General features: G+C 69.3%; 12 protein-coding genes. 7 read left to right on the forward strand and 5 right to left on the reverse strand.

The features are described from left to right. Window positions 1-44: 44 nt before the first annotated feature. On the reverse strand, window positions 45-1,847 hold the full coding sequence (locus NS1_RS34315) for a DEAD/DEAH box helicase (protein ID WP_056813218.1): 1,803 nt from the start codon (window positions 1,845-1,847) through the stop codon (window positions 45-47). A gap of 62 nt (window positions 1,848-1,909) precedes the next feature. Between NS1_RS34315 and NS1_RS34320 the strand changes: the two genes are divergently transcribed. Continuing rightward, window positions 1,910-2,767 carry a carbon-nitrogen hydrolase family protein gene (locus NS1_RS34320; RefSeq protein ID WP_062991294.1) on the forward strand — a complete coding sequence of 286 codons (858 nt, stop codon included), beginning with the start codon at window positions 1,910-1,912 and terminating at the stop codon, window positions 2,765-2,767. A gap of 11 nt (window positions 2,768-2,778) precedes the next feature. Then, window positions 2,779-3,399, forward strand: a complete 621-nt coding sequence (locus tag NS1_RS34325) for a phosphoribosyltransferase (RefSeq protein WP_062991296.1) — start codon at window positions 2,779-2,781, stop codon at window positions 3,397-3,399. A 15-nt stretch (window positions 3,400-3,414) separates the two neighbouring features. Here the strand turns inward: NS1_RS34325 and NS1_RS34330 are convergent, their stop codons facing one another. Continuing rightward, entirely contained in the window at window positions 3,415-4,593 is a 1,179-nt protein-coding gene (locus NS1_RS34330; protein WP_062991297.1) for an amino acid deaminase/aldolase, read from the reverse strand. 45 nt (window positions 4,594-4,638) lie between these two features. Then, window positions 4,639-5,208: a TetR family transcriptional regulator gene (locus NS1_RS34335; protein WP_255284804.1), complete on the reverse strand. Its 570-nt coding sequence runs from the start codon at window positions 5,206-5,208 to the stop codon at window positions 4,639-4,641. A gap of 282 nt (window positions 5,209-5,490) precedes the next feature. Between NS1_RS34335 and NS1_RS34340 the strand changes: the two genes are divergently transcribed. Beyond that, a complete protein-coding gene (locus NS1_RS34340) occupies window positions 5,491-6,234 on the forward strand; it encodes a tyrosine-protein phosphatase (RefSeq protein WP_062991299.1) in 744 nt (247 codons plus the stop codon). 29 nt (window positions 6,235-6,263) lie between these two features. On the opposite strand, the gene NS1_RS34345 is transcribed toward NS1_RS34340, so the two are convergent. Together NS1_RS34345 and NS1_RS34350 are read right to left on the reverse strand one after the other, a co-directional pair. Further along, window positions 6,264-7,514, reverse strand: coding sequence for a class I adenylate-forming enzyme family protein (locus tag NS1_RS34345; RefSeq protein ID WP_062991303.1), 1,251 nt, complete (start codon window positions 7,512-7,514; stop codon window positions 6,264-6,266). Between the two features lie 99 nt (window positions 7,515-7,613). Then, a complete protein-coding gene (locus NS1_RS34350) occupies window positions 7,614-8,408 on the reverse strand; it encodes an enoyl-CoA hydratase/isomerase family protein (RefSeq protein WP_062991367.1) in 795 nt (264 codons plus the stop codon). A 174-nt stretch (window positions 8,409-8,582) separates the two neighbouring features. On the opposite strand from NS1_RS34350, the gene NS1_RS34355 reads away from it, so the two are divergent. From NS1_RS34355 to NS1_RS34370, 4 genes are read left to right on the forward strand one after another with little or no spacing between them, the layout of a single operon-like run. Then, a complete protein-coding gene (locus tag NS1_RS34355; RefSeq protein ID WP_063816354.1) occupies window positions 8,583-9,302 on the forward strand; it encodes a hypothetical protein in 720 nt (239 codons plus the stop codon). Then, window positions 9,299-10,261, forward strand: coding sequence for an ATP-binding cassette domain-containing protein (locus NS1_RS34360; protein WP_062991305.1), 963 nt, complete (start codon window positions 9,299-9,301; stop codon window positions 10,259-10,261). Before NS1_RS34355 ends, NS1_RS34360 begins: the two co-directional genes overlap by 4 nt. Beyond that, window positions 10,258-11,040, forward strand: a complete 783-nt coding sequence (locus NS1_RS34365; RefSeq protein WP_062991307.1) for an ABC transporter permease — start codon at window positions 10,258-10,260, stop codon at window positions 11,038-11,040. Before NS1_RS34360 ends, NS1_RS34365 begins: the two co-directional genes overlap by 4 nt. Continuing rightward, a complete protein-coding gene (locus tag NS1_RS34370) occupies window positions 11,040-14,645 on the forward strand; it encodes an ABC transporter ATP-binding protein (RefSeq protein ID WP_062991309.1) in 3,606 nt (1,201 codons plus the stop codon). The genes NS1_RS34365 and NS1_RS34370 overlap by 1 nt, the downstream gene beginning before the upstream one ends. Window positions 14,646-14,738: the final 93 nt, after the last annotated feature.

Raw genomic sequence — 14,738 nt, forward strand, 5'->3', positions numbered from 1 at the left:
GGGCGAATGCGCCTGACCTCGGCCCTGGTGCACGCGAGCGGGACTCAGGTGCGCGGCTTGCGCCGTTCGGTCCGCGGTCGCGCCTCGCGGTCGCGGCGCGGGCCACGAGCATTGAGCCGTTGCGCCGGTGCGCCCTGATCGGGCGTCAGCTGGATCAGCACGCCGCTGATCCTGGTGCGCCGCAAGGCTTCCAGCGTTTCGTTGGGCAGATTGGCAGGCAGCTCGACGAGGCTGTAATCCGGCCGGATGCTGATGTGACCGAAGTCGCTGCGACGCAGCCCACCCTCATTGGCGATGGCGCCGACGATCGCGCCGGGCACCACGCGATGGCGCTTGCCGACGCTGATCCGGTAGGTGGCGAGTTCTTCGCCGTTCTCCCGGTTGAACGACGGCGGCCGCGGGGCGCGGTCCTCGTCGTCGTAGCGGCGGGGCGCGCGCTCACGGTCGCGATCGAAATCACGCTCGCGACGCGGGGCGGGCTCCGGCTCGGGCGACATGAAGAAGTTGTCGCCGTCGTAGCCGCCCACGGCCAGTGCCGCGGCGATATCGGCGAGCGGGGTGTTGTGCTCGGCCTCGTAGTCCTCGATCAGCTTGCGGAACAGCGCGATGTTGTCCGAAGCCAGGTTCTCGGTGATCGAGTCACCGAACTTGGAGGCGCGCGTCGCGTTCACGTCGTCGACGCTCGGCAACTGCATCTCGGTGAGCGCGCTCCTGGTGGCCCGCTCGATCGACTTGAGCAGATGACGCTCACGCGGGGCCACGAACAGCAGCGCCTCGCCCGAACGGCCTGCGCGGCCGGTGCGACCGATGCGGTGCACGTAGGACTCGGTGTCGTGCGGGATGTCGTAGTTGACGACGTGGGAGATGCGATCGACGTCCAGACCACGCGCGGCGACATCGGTGGCGACGAGGATATCGATCCCGCCCGACTTCAGCTGCCCGATGGTGCGTTCACGCTGGTTCTGCGCGATGTCGCCGTTGATCGCGGCGGCGGAGAAACCACGCGAGCGCAGCTTCTCGGCCAGCTCTTCGGTGGCCTGCTTGGTGCGCACGAAGATGATCATCGCCTCGAAGGTCTCGACCTCGAGCACGCGAGTCAGGGCATCGAGCTTGCGCTGATGCGACACCTGCACATAGCGCTGGGTGATGTTGGAGCTGGTCTGAGTCGTGGACTTGACCGTGATCTCGACCGGATCGTTGAGGTACTGCTTGGAGATCTTGCGGATCACGCCCGGCATGGTGGCCGAGAACAGCGCGACCTGCTTGTCCTTGGGGGTGTCACGCAGGATGCGCTCGACGTCTTCCTGGAAGCCCATCTTGAGCATCTCGTCGGCCTCGTCGAGCACCAGGTAGCGCAGCTGCGAAAGGTCGAGCGTGCCCTTCTCCAGGTGATCGATCACACGGCCGGGCGTACCGACGACGACGTGCGCGCCGCGCCGCAGACCCGACAGCTGTACGCCGTAGCTCTGCCCGCCGTAGATCGGCAGCACGTGCAGACCCGGAATGTGCGAGGAGTACTTACCGAAGGCCTCGGCGACCTGGATCGCGAGCTCACGAGTCGGCGCGAGCACCAGGGCGCTCGGCTTCTTCTGCGCGGTGTCCAGATTCATCAGGATCGGAATCGCGAATGCCGCGGTTTTACCGGTGCCCGTCTGGGCGAGGCCGACGACATCCGCACCGGAGAGGAGCGGGGGAATCGTCGCCGCCTGAATCGGGGACGGCGACTCGTAGCCCACATCGGCGATGGCCGCGAGTACGCGGTCATCGATGCCGAGATCGGCGAAGGTCGGGCCGGTGTCGTGCCTGTCGTTGTCGGCAGGAACGCTGTCGACCTCATTTGTGTTCATTGACCACGAGTTTACTGCCTGGAGGTAGCTGCCCCAACCACCAGGTGAATACGGTGAGACCTATGCAACTGCAGAACGGGTCAACACATCAGGAACCCGAGCCGGTGACGGTGCCGATTGCCGTGGTCCAATTCGCGCCCGAAACCGACCCCGACACCAATTTGACGACTCTGCGCGAACACGTGCGGACGGCGGCCGACGCGGGCGCTCGCGTGGTGGTGGCGCCCGAATACTCGATGTTTGCCGTAACTCGCCTGGACGAGCGTGTCGTCGCGATCGCGCAGCCGCTCGACGGTCCTTTCACCACCGGACTCGCTGCGCTCGCAGCCGAATTCGGAGTGTTCCTGGTGGCCGGTGTGGTGGAGTTGCCCGCGCCGGGAGCCACCCGCATCAGCAATACGCTCGTCGCGCACGGTCCGGACGGCGCGCGGGTGGCGGTGTATCGAAAGGTGCATTTGTACGACGCGTTCGGACATCTGGAATCGGATGTGGTGGCCGCCGGACCGCTCGTCGCACCTGCCACATTCGCTGTCGACGGTGTGATATTCGGCATGCAGACCTGTTTCGATCTGCGATTTCCGGAGGGATGTCGGCGTGTCGCGGCGGCGGGCGCACACGTGCTGCTGCTACCCGCGCAGTGGATACCTGGCCCCGCCAAGGTCGACCAGTGGACGACGCTGCTGCGGGCGCGCGCCATCGAGAACACGGTGTACGTGGCGGCGGCCGATCAGTGCGCGCCACGCGGCGCGGGCGCGTCGATGATCGTGGATCCGGCGGGGACGGTACTCGCCGAACTCGGCGACGAGCCCGGCGTCCTCACCGCGACGGTGGAGCCGGCGCATCTGGCCAGGGTGCGCGCCGCCAACCCCAGCCTGTCGCTGCGTCGTTTCACCATTTCCGAGGGTTCGCCACCGGAGTAGCGTTCGAAGCGATGGTCTACCCGGATCGCACGGCGGCGGGCCGCGCCCTCGGCACGGCTCTCGAGCACCTGCGGGCCAGCCGCCCGCTGGTGCTCGGGTTGCCACGCGGGGGCGTGCCGGTGGCGGCGGCGGTGAGCACGGCGATCGGCGGGGAACTCGACGTGCTGCTGGTGCGCAAGCTGGGCCTGCCGTGGCAGCCGGAGCTGGCGATGGGGGCGCTCGGAGAGAGCGGGCTCCTGGTCCTCAATCGTGACGTGGTCGATCGCAGTGGGGTGAGCGCCGAGGCGTTCGACGAGGTGGAGCAGGCCGAACGGGCCGAACTCCGCCGCCGGAAGGCGATCCTGCGCGTCGGCCCCCCTGTTCCCTTGGCACGGCGCACGGTGGTGATCGTCGACGACGGGATGGCGACCGGGGCGACGGTGGTGGCCGCGTGCCGGGTGGCGCGCGCGCAGCGGCCCGATCGACTGGTGGTGGCCATGCCGGTGTCCTCACCCGAGGCGGCGCGACGGGTCGAGCGCGAGTGCGACGAACTCGTCTGCCTGTGGATGCCGACTGACCTGGGCGGCGTCGGCCTGGCCTACGACGACTTCCATCAGCTCGAGGACGACGAGGTCACCGCCCTGCTGCGCTGAGCGGAAACGTCGGCCTCAGCCGAAGCACTGCCCTTCGCCGCGGTAGGTGGGAACTGTTGTGCGTGCGCCGGATTCGTCGACCATGTGAATTTCGGTGAAGCGTTCACACAGCTCGCCCGCCTTGGCGTGGCGGAACCAGACCCGGTCACCGATCTCGAGTTCGGCACCGCCGGCCAGGGGTGTCTGGACCTCGCCCGCGCCTTCGGAACCGAGCAGTTTCAGCCCTGCGGGCCAGACCGGAGCGGGCACCCGGCTGGGACCCGCGGGGCCGGACGCGATGTAGCCGCCCGCGAAGACGGTGGCGATGCTCGGGGTGGGTTTGCGCAGGACCGGAGTGGCGAAGAACAGCGCGGGGCGCGGGGTGAACGAGCGGTAGTGATCGAACAGGGTCGGCACATAGAGACCGGAACCGGCGGTCACCTCGGTGACATCGGGATCGGTGATCGAGACTTCGATCGAACCGGTGCCGCCGCTGTTGACGATCTCCAGCGGGCCGGTCACCGCGCGGACCGCGTCGAGCACTCGGGTGCGCCTTCGCCCGATTTCGATGGCGGACAAGCGTTTCACCACGCGCACCGCCGGATTGCTGTCGGGCAGACCGGCGATCTGTGACTCGTAGGTCATCACGCCGACCACATCGAACCCGCGCCGCACCGCTTCGGCGGCCAACTCGCCTGCCTGCTCGGGACTGCGCACCGGTGAGCGCCGGGCGCCCAGGTGCAGCGGGCCGATACGCAGGGCGGCGTCGACATCGAGACAGACGCGGGGGTGGACCAGGTCGGTGCCCAGCGCGGCGCGGGTGAGTTCGAGTTGGGCGACATCGTCGATCATCAGCGTGATCGCCGCGAGCAGATTCGGGGCGGCGGCGAGTTCGGCCAGACCGGCACGGTCGAGAACCGGGTAGCCGAGCAGGACGTCGCGGGCGCCGAGCCGGGCCAGCCAGATGGCCTCGCGCAGCGAGTACGCCATGATCCCGGCGAAGCCGCCGCGGGCGGTGAGTTCGTCGCCGAGCACGCGCTCGAGCACGGCGCGGCAGCGGACCGACTTACTGGCCACCCGGATCGCGGTGCCGTTGGCCCGCCGGACCAGGTCGGCGGCATTGCGTTCGAGCGCGGTCAGGTCGAGGGCGGCCAGCGGCGGGTCGAGCTCCGCGGTCGCCGCGTGCAGATGGTGCAGCGATGTCGTCTGGGTCACTCGACTACTGAACCACCTATTTGGTCAGTCGTCCAGCATTGCCGGTCAGCTTTCGACGGCCTTCAGGGTCAGGCAGCCGACGAGATCGTCGATCACCACGAGGATGGTCTCGTCGTTGCCGTCGGCCAGCCAGCGCAGGACCGCGCCGTGGAACACCGAGACGAGATAGCCCGCGACCGAATCGACCGGCTCCAGCCACTGCGTGCCGGACAGGCGCGCACACAACCCGAGGAAGTCGGCGGCCTCGTCGTCCATCTCACGAAACATCGCGACGGCGGTCGGATCGCCGATGGTGTCGCCCGTGGGCGCCCACCGCAAGCGCAGGGTCTGCAACGCGGCTTCGTAGGCGGCTATTCGCCGGGCCGGCGCGGCCTTCACCAGCGGCCAATAGGTACTGAGCCCGGCATGTAGGAACACCCGCAGCGCCCGAACACCGGTGGCATCCGAACTGGCGGCGGCTTGTTCGACGGCATCGCATACGGCTGGCCGAAGCGAAATTTCAGTTAGTTCACGACTGGCGCTCAACGACGACTCCTCGGCAACAAATATCGCTGCCCGCGGCGATGCGAGCTTGGTGGTCACCGAGCTCGATCTTAGAAGATTTTCAGGATTCATGAACTGGTTCAGCCATCCTTTTCAGACTGAAAGATTGTTTTGTTATCCGAATGCGACCTTATGTAAAACCGACCATACGGCCTTAATTTGTCGCATTCCTGGTTATCCGACACCCCCGCGCCGGAATCCGCGCATCTGGTCGATTGTACAAAGTAGGCCCTGGTCAGCCACGGAGGTGTGGGCGACGGCACAGTGGCACCCGTCGTAACAGACACAACACAGCAGATGACCGATCCGCGAACTCGGGCGCGGCGGCACCGGAGTCGCCGATAACCTGGTCAGGTGACTCTCTCGCCTCCCGCCGACCAGTTCGCTCTCAGCGGCACCTTCAATTTCCGCGATGTAGGCGGCCTTCGCACCGCCGACGGCACCACGGTTCGCTCCGGCGTACTGCTGCGATCCGCGCAGCTGAGCGGTCTGGACGACAGGGGCCACGACACCCTGCGTGAATTGTCCGTCGCCGATGTGCACGATCTGCGCGGCATCGTCGAGATCGACCACATCGGCCACGACACCCTGCCCGATGACGTGCGCCTGCACGTGACGCCCTTCGATTCGCGGATGGAGGAGGCGCCGCCGCACGAGGCCAAGACCATCTCGGCGTTCACGCACATGATCGAGGTCTACCGAGCCTTCCCGACACTGCCCGAGGCCCACACCGCGATCGCCGAACTGGCCGGCTCGATCGTGCGCGGCGACGGCGCGGTGCTGGTGCACTGCGCGGCGGGCAAGGACCGCACCGGCTGGGCGGTGGCCACCGTGCTGCGCGCGGTCGGCGTCACCGAAGAGGACGTGTACGCCGACTTCCTCGCCAGCAACGCCGCCGTCGAGCCGCTGCGCAGGCTGCTGGAACCGAAGATCGGCAACGGCGACGCGCTGTCGGCGGACCTACTCGGCGTGCGCGAGGAATACCTGCGCACCGCCGACGCCAGCGTGCGCGATAACCACGGCCACCTCGAGAACTACCTCACGGCGGTCGGCCTCACCGGCGAACTGCGTGCGGCCCTGCGGGCACGCCTGGTGTAACCGGAGCCGCTGCGGCGACCCGGCCTCGATCACAGCCCGATGACTCGGCGGGCTGTGTCGAGCCGGACCAGTCCGTCGGCGTCGATGCTGACGAAATCGCCGGTGTGGAACCAGCTTCCGCTGAAGCGGGCAGCCGAGGCATCGGGGTCGTTCCAGTAGCGGTGGCTGACATTGGGCCCGCGACACAGCAATTCACCGTGACCTGAACTGGCCCGTGGCCCGGCGAGCGCCAATTCCGTTCCACCGAAGGCGAACCCGAGGGTCGCATCGGAGTCGGCGAGCTCGGTGTCGTCGACCACCAGCCCGATTCCGCTGGTCTCGGTGGCGCCCCACACCGACCACTGCTTGGCCGAGGGGAACAGTCCCCGCAGCGCGGTAGCGAGCGTGGCGGGGGCCGCGGCGGCGGCACGTTCGGAACGGTGACAGGCCTTACTGATCCTGCGCACACCCTCACCGGTGCGGCGGGCGACGAGTTCTGGGACCAGCCCGGCGAAGATCCGCGGCGTGGCCGAGACGGTGTCGATCCGCTCGCTCACCAGCACATCGGCGAGTCGGCGGGCTCCCGGCGCGAGGATCACCGTGCCGCCGACGGCGAAGGTGGGCAGCAGCTGGTCGACGCAGCCGCTGGCGTGGGCCAGCGGCAACAACACCAGATTGCGCAACCCGTCGGCGGGCAACCCGAGCGCCCCGACCACCGACGACACCGCCGAGAGCAGATTCTCGTTGGTCAGCTCGACGCCCGCGGGCATGGACCGGCGCGCGGCGGTGCCGGTGTAGCAGAGCAGGGCCGGATCAGCCAGTGCCGCACCGTCATCGATGTAGGCGGTGCTGTCGGGCAGCGGTCCGTCGGGGCCGAGCACGAAATCGGCTCTGCTGTCGGCGATCACCCGGTCGGCGATCGCGGCGGGCAAGGCGTCGGGCACCAGCACCGGCACCGCGCCCGAGAGCAGCGCGCCGAGAAACGCCTGCACCCAGCGCGCGCCGGTGGGCATGTGCACCGCTACCCGGTCGCCGTAGCCGATGCCGTGGTCCTGCAAGCCGCCCGCGATCCGCGAGGCGCTGTGCCAGAGTTCGCGGTAGGTCAGGCGCGGGCCGCCGACCTCGACGACCGCCTCCCGATTCGTGAACGAGTGCACCCGCAGATCGAGCAGTTCGGTGAGGGCCGGGCTGAGGTCGCCGTAGCGCAGCACGCCGTCGGAGCCCCGCCGCAGCTGCGTTGCCGCACTGGTGGCGGGGAACTCGAAGACGGCCGCGCCCGGTTCGTGCTCGCCATGACCCATCCGGACCTCCGTACGTCGATACAGCCGCACCTGACGTCGATACAGCCGCACCTGTGACTATATGACGTGGATCACAGCGCTGTCAGGCACTCGGCGAGCTCATTCGCCGCGATAGGTCGCCTTACCCGGTCCGATCTCGAGGAAGCTGCGGACCGCGCCACGCAGGTCCGCGGTGTCGAACAGCGCGCCCGACACCTCCGGAGTCACCGAATCAGCGTGTGCCACACCGCCGGAACGCCAGGCCTCGATGATCTGCTTGGTGGCGGCATGCGCGCGGGTCGGGCCCTCGGCCAGACGGGCGACCAGCGCCGCGGCCGCGGTCTCCAGGTCGTCGTGGATCGCGTTGACCACGCCCCACTCGGCCATCGTCGCCGCGCTGTAGAGGTCGCCGGTCATCACGAACTCGCGGGCACGGCCCGAGCCTGCGCGTTCGGCCAGCCGCTGCGGCCCGCCCATCGACGGCGTGAGTCCGACCACGGTCTCCACCAGCCCGAACTTCGCCTTCGGTGCGGCCAGGATGATGTCGCACGCGAGCGACATCTCGAAGGCGGCGGTGAGAGTGAGCCCGTGTGCGGCGAACACCACCGGGCACGGCAGCGCCTCGAGCGGGTGGATGATCTGCGCGAACAGCTCACGCCACAGCTGCGCGCCTTCGGCGACGGTGCGGCCGTCGAAGATGTTCACGTCGACACCACCCGAGACGACCTTGCCCTCGGCCCTGATCAGCAGCGCGCGCGGCGGCAGTGCGCTCACCGCGGCGATATCGGCGGTCAGCGCGGCCATGAGTCCACGATCGAACAGGTTCAGCGGCGGGTGGTCGATGGTGATCGTCGCGAACTCGGCACCGGTTTCGGTGAACTCGCGTGACAGTCGGGTTGGCTGGGTTGCACTCATCAGGTCAGCGTAGAACCCGGCCCCCACACCGACGCCGCTAGTCGGACCGGCCGGTGGGAACCGGTCGCGCACGTCACGGAACCGCGGGCTGTCGGTGCTCGTTGACATGATGAGCTCTGGGGTACGGAAGTGCCCTACAGTTCGACTCGTTGGGGCGAAGAGGAGGACGACGCCGTGTTCAAGAACGCGATCGAAAAAGCCGTGGTCGATGTGCTCGACACCGGGTCCAAGCTGCAGGCGCCTGCTGTGCGCCGCTATGTCGAGTTCCTGCGTGAGCGTCATCCCGGGGAGAATCCGGCTCAGATCGTGGCACGGTTGGAAAAGCAGTACCTGCTCGCCGTCACCGGCAGCGGCGCGGCGGTCGGCGCCACCGCGGCCGTGCCCGGGGTCGGCACCATCGCCGCGCTCGGGGCCGTCAGCGCGGAGACCGTGTTCTTCATGGAGGCCTCGGCCCTGTTCACCCTGGCCCAGGCCGCGGTGCACGGCATCGAGCCCGCGGACAAGGAAGCCCGGCGCGCGCTGGTGCTCGCGGTCGTGCTCGGTGACGCCGGAATGGCGATCGTGCAGAAGGGGCTCAGCACCCAGTCGAAGAATTGGGCAGGCAAGCTGGCGGGCAGCGTCCCCGGCCTCGGCGGCATCAACAGCAAACTGCTGCAACAGTTCATGAAGCGGTTCATCACCAAGCGGGCCGCGCTGATGGCGGGCAAAATACTGCCCGCCGGAATCGGCGCCGCCATCGGTGGCGCGGGCAACCGGGCGCTGGGCAAGGTCACGATCGAGAACGCGCACAAGGCTTTCGGGCCCGCACCCGCGATGTGGCCCACCCCGCTGCACAACGTGATCGACGCCGACCCGCTGCCCGCGATCGGCACCGGCAAGGTGAACAAGAAGTGAGCAATCCCCGCGACGGTGATGCCGTGCTGGTGCGTGGCGTCGGCAAGCAGTTCGGTCCGGTGAGCGCGGTCCACGAGATCGACTTCGCCGTGCCGACGGGTTCGGTCACCGCGCTCGTCGGGCCGACGGGCGCGGGCAAGTCGACGGTGCTGCGGATGGTGCTGGGGCTCGGGCAGCCGACCACGGGCAGTATCGAGGGCCCCGGCCGTGGTCCCGCCGCGGTCGGGGCGGTGCTGAGTCCGCGCGGACTGCATCCCGCGCGAACTGTGCGCGATCAGCTGTGGAGCTACGCGCCGGTCGCGGGAGCCTCGCGGCGCCGGGTCGCCGCGGTGCTCGACGAGACGGGCCTCGCCGCCGTCACCGAAACCGTTGTGGCCCAGCTTCATCAGGGTCAGCAGACGCGTCTGGCCCTGGCGATGGCGTTGCTGGCCGATCCCCCGCTGCTGGTGCTCGACGATCTGTTCGCGGGTGCGAACGGCATCGAACGCGGCTGGCTGCACGATCTGCTGCGCCGCCACGCGAACCGCGGCGGCGCCGTGCTGGCGAGTTCCGACGCGCTGGGCGATGTGGTGTCGAGCGCCGACCAACTCGTGGTGCTCAGTGAGGGCACCGTCGTCTGGCAGGGCACACCGGCCAAGCTGCGTCGCGGCCATCCCGACCGCCTCGTTGTCGCCGCGTCCCCGTCGATCGCGCTGGCGACCGCGCTGGCGGGTCACGGGTTCACCGACGCGGTCATGCGACCCGACGGACGCCTGGCCGTCGCCGAGGCGAGCGAGGCGACCATCCGCTCGATCGCCGAGCTCGCGCAGGTCCGGCTCGGCAGCATCGTCGCCGACCCTATCCACCCCGATCGGGTACTGGCCTCGCTGACCAAACCGCGCCGCCACCGCCACACCGTGCCCACGCCGAATCCCGCCGCGTACGCCCCGGCGCCGACCTCGTATGGGATGCCCCGATGACCTCCGTGATCCCCGCCGATCTCGTTCCCGGTATCGACACCGAGGCGCGCAAGGTCGTCGCGCTGCGCCAGACCCGGCTGCTGCTGGCGGCGCCGGTGGCGCTGGCGCTGGTCGGCACGCTGATCACCGCGATCATGTCCGGACCCGCCGATCCGAAGGGTCAGCCCGCGACCGGCGCCGCCACGATCGGCCTCTACCTCGGGATGATCGCGGTCTTCGTGGTCGCCGCGCTGGTCGGCATCGCTTCGACCGGAGGTGAATACCGGCACAAGACCATGGCGCTGACCGTGCTGTTCGCGCCCGATCGCGACCGGCTGGTCACCGCGAAGTATGTCGCCACCGCCGCGTTCGCCTTCGCGCTCGCGCTGGCCGCCGAGCTGGTGAGCTTGCTGGTGCTGCTGGTCGCGGCGCGCGGGAAATTCGAACTCGGCGTGCGGCTGTTCGAGGTACTCGCCGCCGGGCTGCTCGTTGCCATGTGCTGGGCGGTGCTCGGCGCCGGAGTCGGGCTGCTGCTGCGTACGTTCAGCGGCGCCGTGTGGCTGGTGCTCGGCTGGGCCTTCGCGCTCGAACCGCTGATCTGGTTGGTGGCCAAGGGTTTCGGCGCGGGCGGATTCGCCGCGATGCTGCCTGTCTCGGCCACCGTGGCCGGGGTGAGCGCGGGCTCGTTCGCCGAAGCCGAGGTCTTCGCGCCGACACCGGCGGCACTGGTGGTGCTGGTGCTGTGGGCAGCGGCGGTCGGGGCCCTCGGGTGGTGGGACCTGCGCAACCGAGACCTGTAGTGCCCGCGACCACGGGTTCCGACGGGTGGATCCGCAGGCTGTGGCGCCTGTGCCTGGAACACCCTCGGCTGCTGGCGGGCATCGCGGTGTCGGTGCTCGGCGGCGCCGCCGTCTCGATCGCCGCGCCGCTGGCCACCAAACGCGCGGTCGACGCCGCCCAGGTGGGCGACACCTCGGTGATCGGCGGCGCCGCGGCCCTGCTCGCCGGGCTGGCGGTGACCAGGTTCGTCGTCACCTTCGCGCGCAGGCTCTGGGCGGGCAAGCTGTCGCTGGAAGTGCAACACAGCCTCAGGATTTCGCTGCTCGCCGCCCTCCAGCGGCTCGACGGCGCCGGGCAGGACGCGATCCGCACCGGGCAGGTGGTGTCGCGGTCGATCACCGACCTACAGCTCGTACAGGGGCTGCTGGCGATGGTGCCGTGGTCGGGGCTGGCGGTATTGCAGTTCGTGCTGTCGGCGGTGGTAATGGTGTGGTTGAGTCCGCCGCTGGCGCTGGCCGCCCTGCTGGTCGCGCCCGCGATGGCGCTGATCGTCTTGCGGATGCGGCCCCGGCTCTACGCGGCGACCTGGTCGGCGCAGCAGCGCGCGGCCGACCTGGCCGAACACGTCGAGCAGACGGTGACCGGCGTCAGGGTGGTGAAGGGGTTCGGGCAGGAATCCCGGATGGTCGACATCCTCGAAGACCACGGTCGTCTGCTGTTCGCCGAGCGGATGCGCGCCGCGCGGATCAATGCCAGATTCGCACCGGTGGTGTCGGCGCTGCCGCAGGCCGGGCTGGTCGCGGTGATCATCGTCGGCGGGGTGCTGGCCTCGCACGGCGCGGTCGGCATCGGCACCTTCCTCGCGTTCACCGCCTATCTCGCCACGATGACGTCCTCGGCGCGCACGATCACCTCGGTGGTGATCATGGCTCAACTCACCAGAGCCGCCGTAGACCGAGTCTTCGGGGTGATCGACGCGGCGCCGGTACTCGTCGATCCCGACGACCCCGCCGAACTTCCGCCGGGACCGCTCGGGATCGAATTCGACGCTGTCAGTTTCGGTTTCGAGGCCGACCAGCCGGTCCTGCAAAAACTCGATCTCACCGTGCGACCCGGCGAGACGGTCGCGGTGATCGGTCCGGCGGGCTCGGGCAAGTCGACGCTCTCGCTGCTGCTGCCCCGCTTCTACGCACCCGACGCTGGCCGGATCAACCTCGTCGGCACCGACGGCGCCCGGGTCGACCTGGCCGATCTGCGCGCAGACGAGCTGCGCGGCGCGGTCGGTGTCGTCTTCGACGATCCGTTCCTGTTCTCCGACACCATCGCCGCCAACATCGCGCTCGGCAGGCCCGACGCCACCGATGCCGAGATCACCGCCGCCGCGACGGCCGCCGCCGCGGACGAGTTCATCGCCGCGCTGCCCGAGGGCTACGACACCGTGATCGGCGAACGCGGGCTGACGCTGTCGGGTGGACAACGTCAGCGCATCGCCCTGGCCAGAGTGCTGCTCACCCGGCCCCGCGTGCTGGTGCTCGACGACGCCACCTCCGCGGTCGACGCCGTCACCGAGGCCGAGATCTTCCGCCGACTGCCCGACCGGGGCGGCCGGACCACGCTGATCCTGGCGCACCGCGAATCGACCCTGGCCCAGGCCGACCGCGTCATCCGGCTGCCCGCGCCCACCGGATCGGTGGTGCCGACCGATGCCACGATGACGAAATCCCTCGGCGACGCGGGCCGACCACGGTCGATGTCGTCGGCGTCGAACGACCTCAGCGAGACGCCGGAACTGCGCGCCGCGGTCGATGCCCTGCCACCGGCCACCGAAGACCCCGCGCTGCCCGGCGACCTGCGCGCGCCCCAACCCGATTTCGGGCTCCGCGCGCTGCTGCGCCCGGTCCGCGGTCTGGTGTGTGTGGTCGTGGGTCTGCTCGCCGTCGACGCCCTGCTCGCCATCGCCTTCCCGCCGCTGGTCCGCTATGCCATCGACACCGGCGTCACCGCGGGCGACGACACCGCGCTCGTCGTCTCGGCGGTGGTCGGGATCGGTCTCGTGCTGGCCGGCCTGATGGTCGGCGCCGCGGTCACCGTGCTCACCGCGCGCACGGGCGAGCGCGTGCTGTTCGGGCTGCGGGTGCGCAGCTACGCCCAGTTGCAGCGGCTCGGACTGGACTTCTACGAACGTGAACTGTCCGGCCGCATCATGACCAGGATGACCACCGACGTCGACGCGCTGTCGACGTTCCTGCAGACCGGGGTCGCCACCGGGCTGGTCGCGCTGATCACCCTGATCGGCGTCGCCATCGGGCTGTTCTTCATCGATGCCGGTCTGGCCGCGGTCGTCCTGGTAGCCGTGGCGCCGATGGTGCTGGCCACCCTGGCCTTCCGGCGGGTGTCCTCGGTGGCCTACACCGTCTCGCGCGAGCGGGTCTCGGTGGTCAACGCCGGATTCCAGGAGAACATCGCGGGCCTGCGCGCCGTGCAGGCCGCCCGCAACGAGCCGACCGCCGCGCGGCGCTTCGCCGAATACTCCCACCGCTATCGCGATGCCAGGATCCGTGCCCAACGCGCGATCGCGGCCTACTTCTCCTTCGGCCTCGCCTGGGCCGACCTGGCCTTGGCCGTCGTGGTCTACCTGGGTGCCAACGCCGTCGCCGACGGGCGCACGACCACCGGAACGCTCGTGGCCTTCGTGCTCTACCTCGGGCTGCTGTTCAGTCCCATCCAGGATCTGTCCCAGGTCTTCGACGGTTATCAGCAGGCCAGAGTCGGGCTGCGGCGCATCGGCGAGCTGCTGCGCACCGCGTCGTCGATCGCCGCGGACCCGCCCGACGCGATTCCCGTCGACCGGCTGCACGGCGAGATCGTCTTCGACGACGTGCGCTTCCACTACCCGGGCGCGAGCGCGCCCGCCCTCGACGGCGTGAGCTTCGCCGTCCCTCCCGGCGCGACCCTGGCGCTCGTCGGCCCGACCGGCGCGGGCAAATCGACGATCGTGAAGCTGCTGGCCCGCCTCTACGACCTTCCGCCCGATTCGGCGGCGGGCACGATCCGGGTCGACGGCGTCGATCTTCGTAAATATGTGCTCACCGACTACCGCAAGCGGCTGGGAATTGTGCCGCAAGAAGTTCACTTGTTCACCGGCGACGTGGCGAGCAACATTGCATTCGGGCAAATTTTTGCCACATCAGTGGACATCGCGATTGCCGCCGACACAGTCGGTGCGGCGGAGATGATCGACGGTTTACCCAGGAAAATGCACCATCCGGTCGGTGAACGCGGACGCGGGCTCTCCGCGGGCCAACGCCAGTTGATCGCGCTGGCCAGGGCCGAACTGGTCGATCCGGACCTGCTCGTGCTCGACGAGGCCACCTCCACCCTTGACCCGGAAACCGAGGCATCGGTGCTGGTAGCGAGCCGATCACTGGCGCGCGGCCGGACCACCGTCGTGGTCGCGCATCGGCTCGCGACCGCGGCGCGCGCCGACCTGGTTGCGGTGGTCGAGCAGGGCCGTATCGTGGAATTCGGCGCGCCGTCTGACCTACTCACCAGTAGCGGTCATTACTCCCGACTCTGGGCGGCGGGCACTGAGGCAGAGGGCATAGTGTCGACCCAAGACCGGTAGCGACGCCTGTCAACCGCTGGGCATATGCTCGGTGCGGGCGCATCGGCAGCCATCCGCTGATACCCCTGCCGGGCACGTCACAAACGTCGCAGC

Source organism: Nocardia salmonicida NBRC 13393 (assembly GCF_001613085.1).
In the GTDB taxonomy this organism is placed as follows: domain Bacteria; phylum Actinomycetota; class Actinomycetes; order Mycobacteriales; family Mycobacteriaceae; genus Nocardia; species Nocardia salmonicida.

Excerpts from the sequence above, each read along its gene's own strand:
- NS1_RS34315 (WP_056813218.1), bottom strand. The coding sequence starts at position 1,847 with ATGAACACAAATGAGGTCGACAGCGTTCCTGCCGACAACGACAGGCAC.
- NS1_RS34320 (WP_062991294.1), top strand. The coding sequence starts at position 1,910 with ATGCAACTGCAGAACGGGTCAACACATCAGGAACCCGAGCCGGTGACG.
- NS1_RS34325 (WP_062991296.1), top strand. The coding sequence starts at position 2,779 with ATGGTCTACCCGGATCGCACGGCGGCGGGCCGCGCCCTCGGCACGGCT.
- NS1_RS34335 (WP_255284804.1), bottom strand. The coding sequence starts at position 5,208 with ATGAATCCTGAAAATCTTCTAAGATCGAGCTCGGTGACCACCAAGCTC.
- NS1_RS34345 (WP_062991303.1), bottom strand. The coding sequence starts at position 7,514 with ATGGGTCATGGCGAGCACGAACCGGGCGCGGCCGTCTTCGAGTTCCCC.
- NS1_RS34350 (WP_062991367.1), bottom strand. The coding sequence starts at position 8,408 with ATGAGTGCAACCCAGCCAACCCGACTGTCACGCGAGTTCACCGAAACC.
- NS1_RS34365 (WP_062991307.1), top strand. The coding sequence starts at position 10,258 with ATGACCTCCGTGATCCCCGCCGATCTCGTTCCCGGTATCGACACCGAG.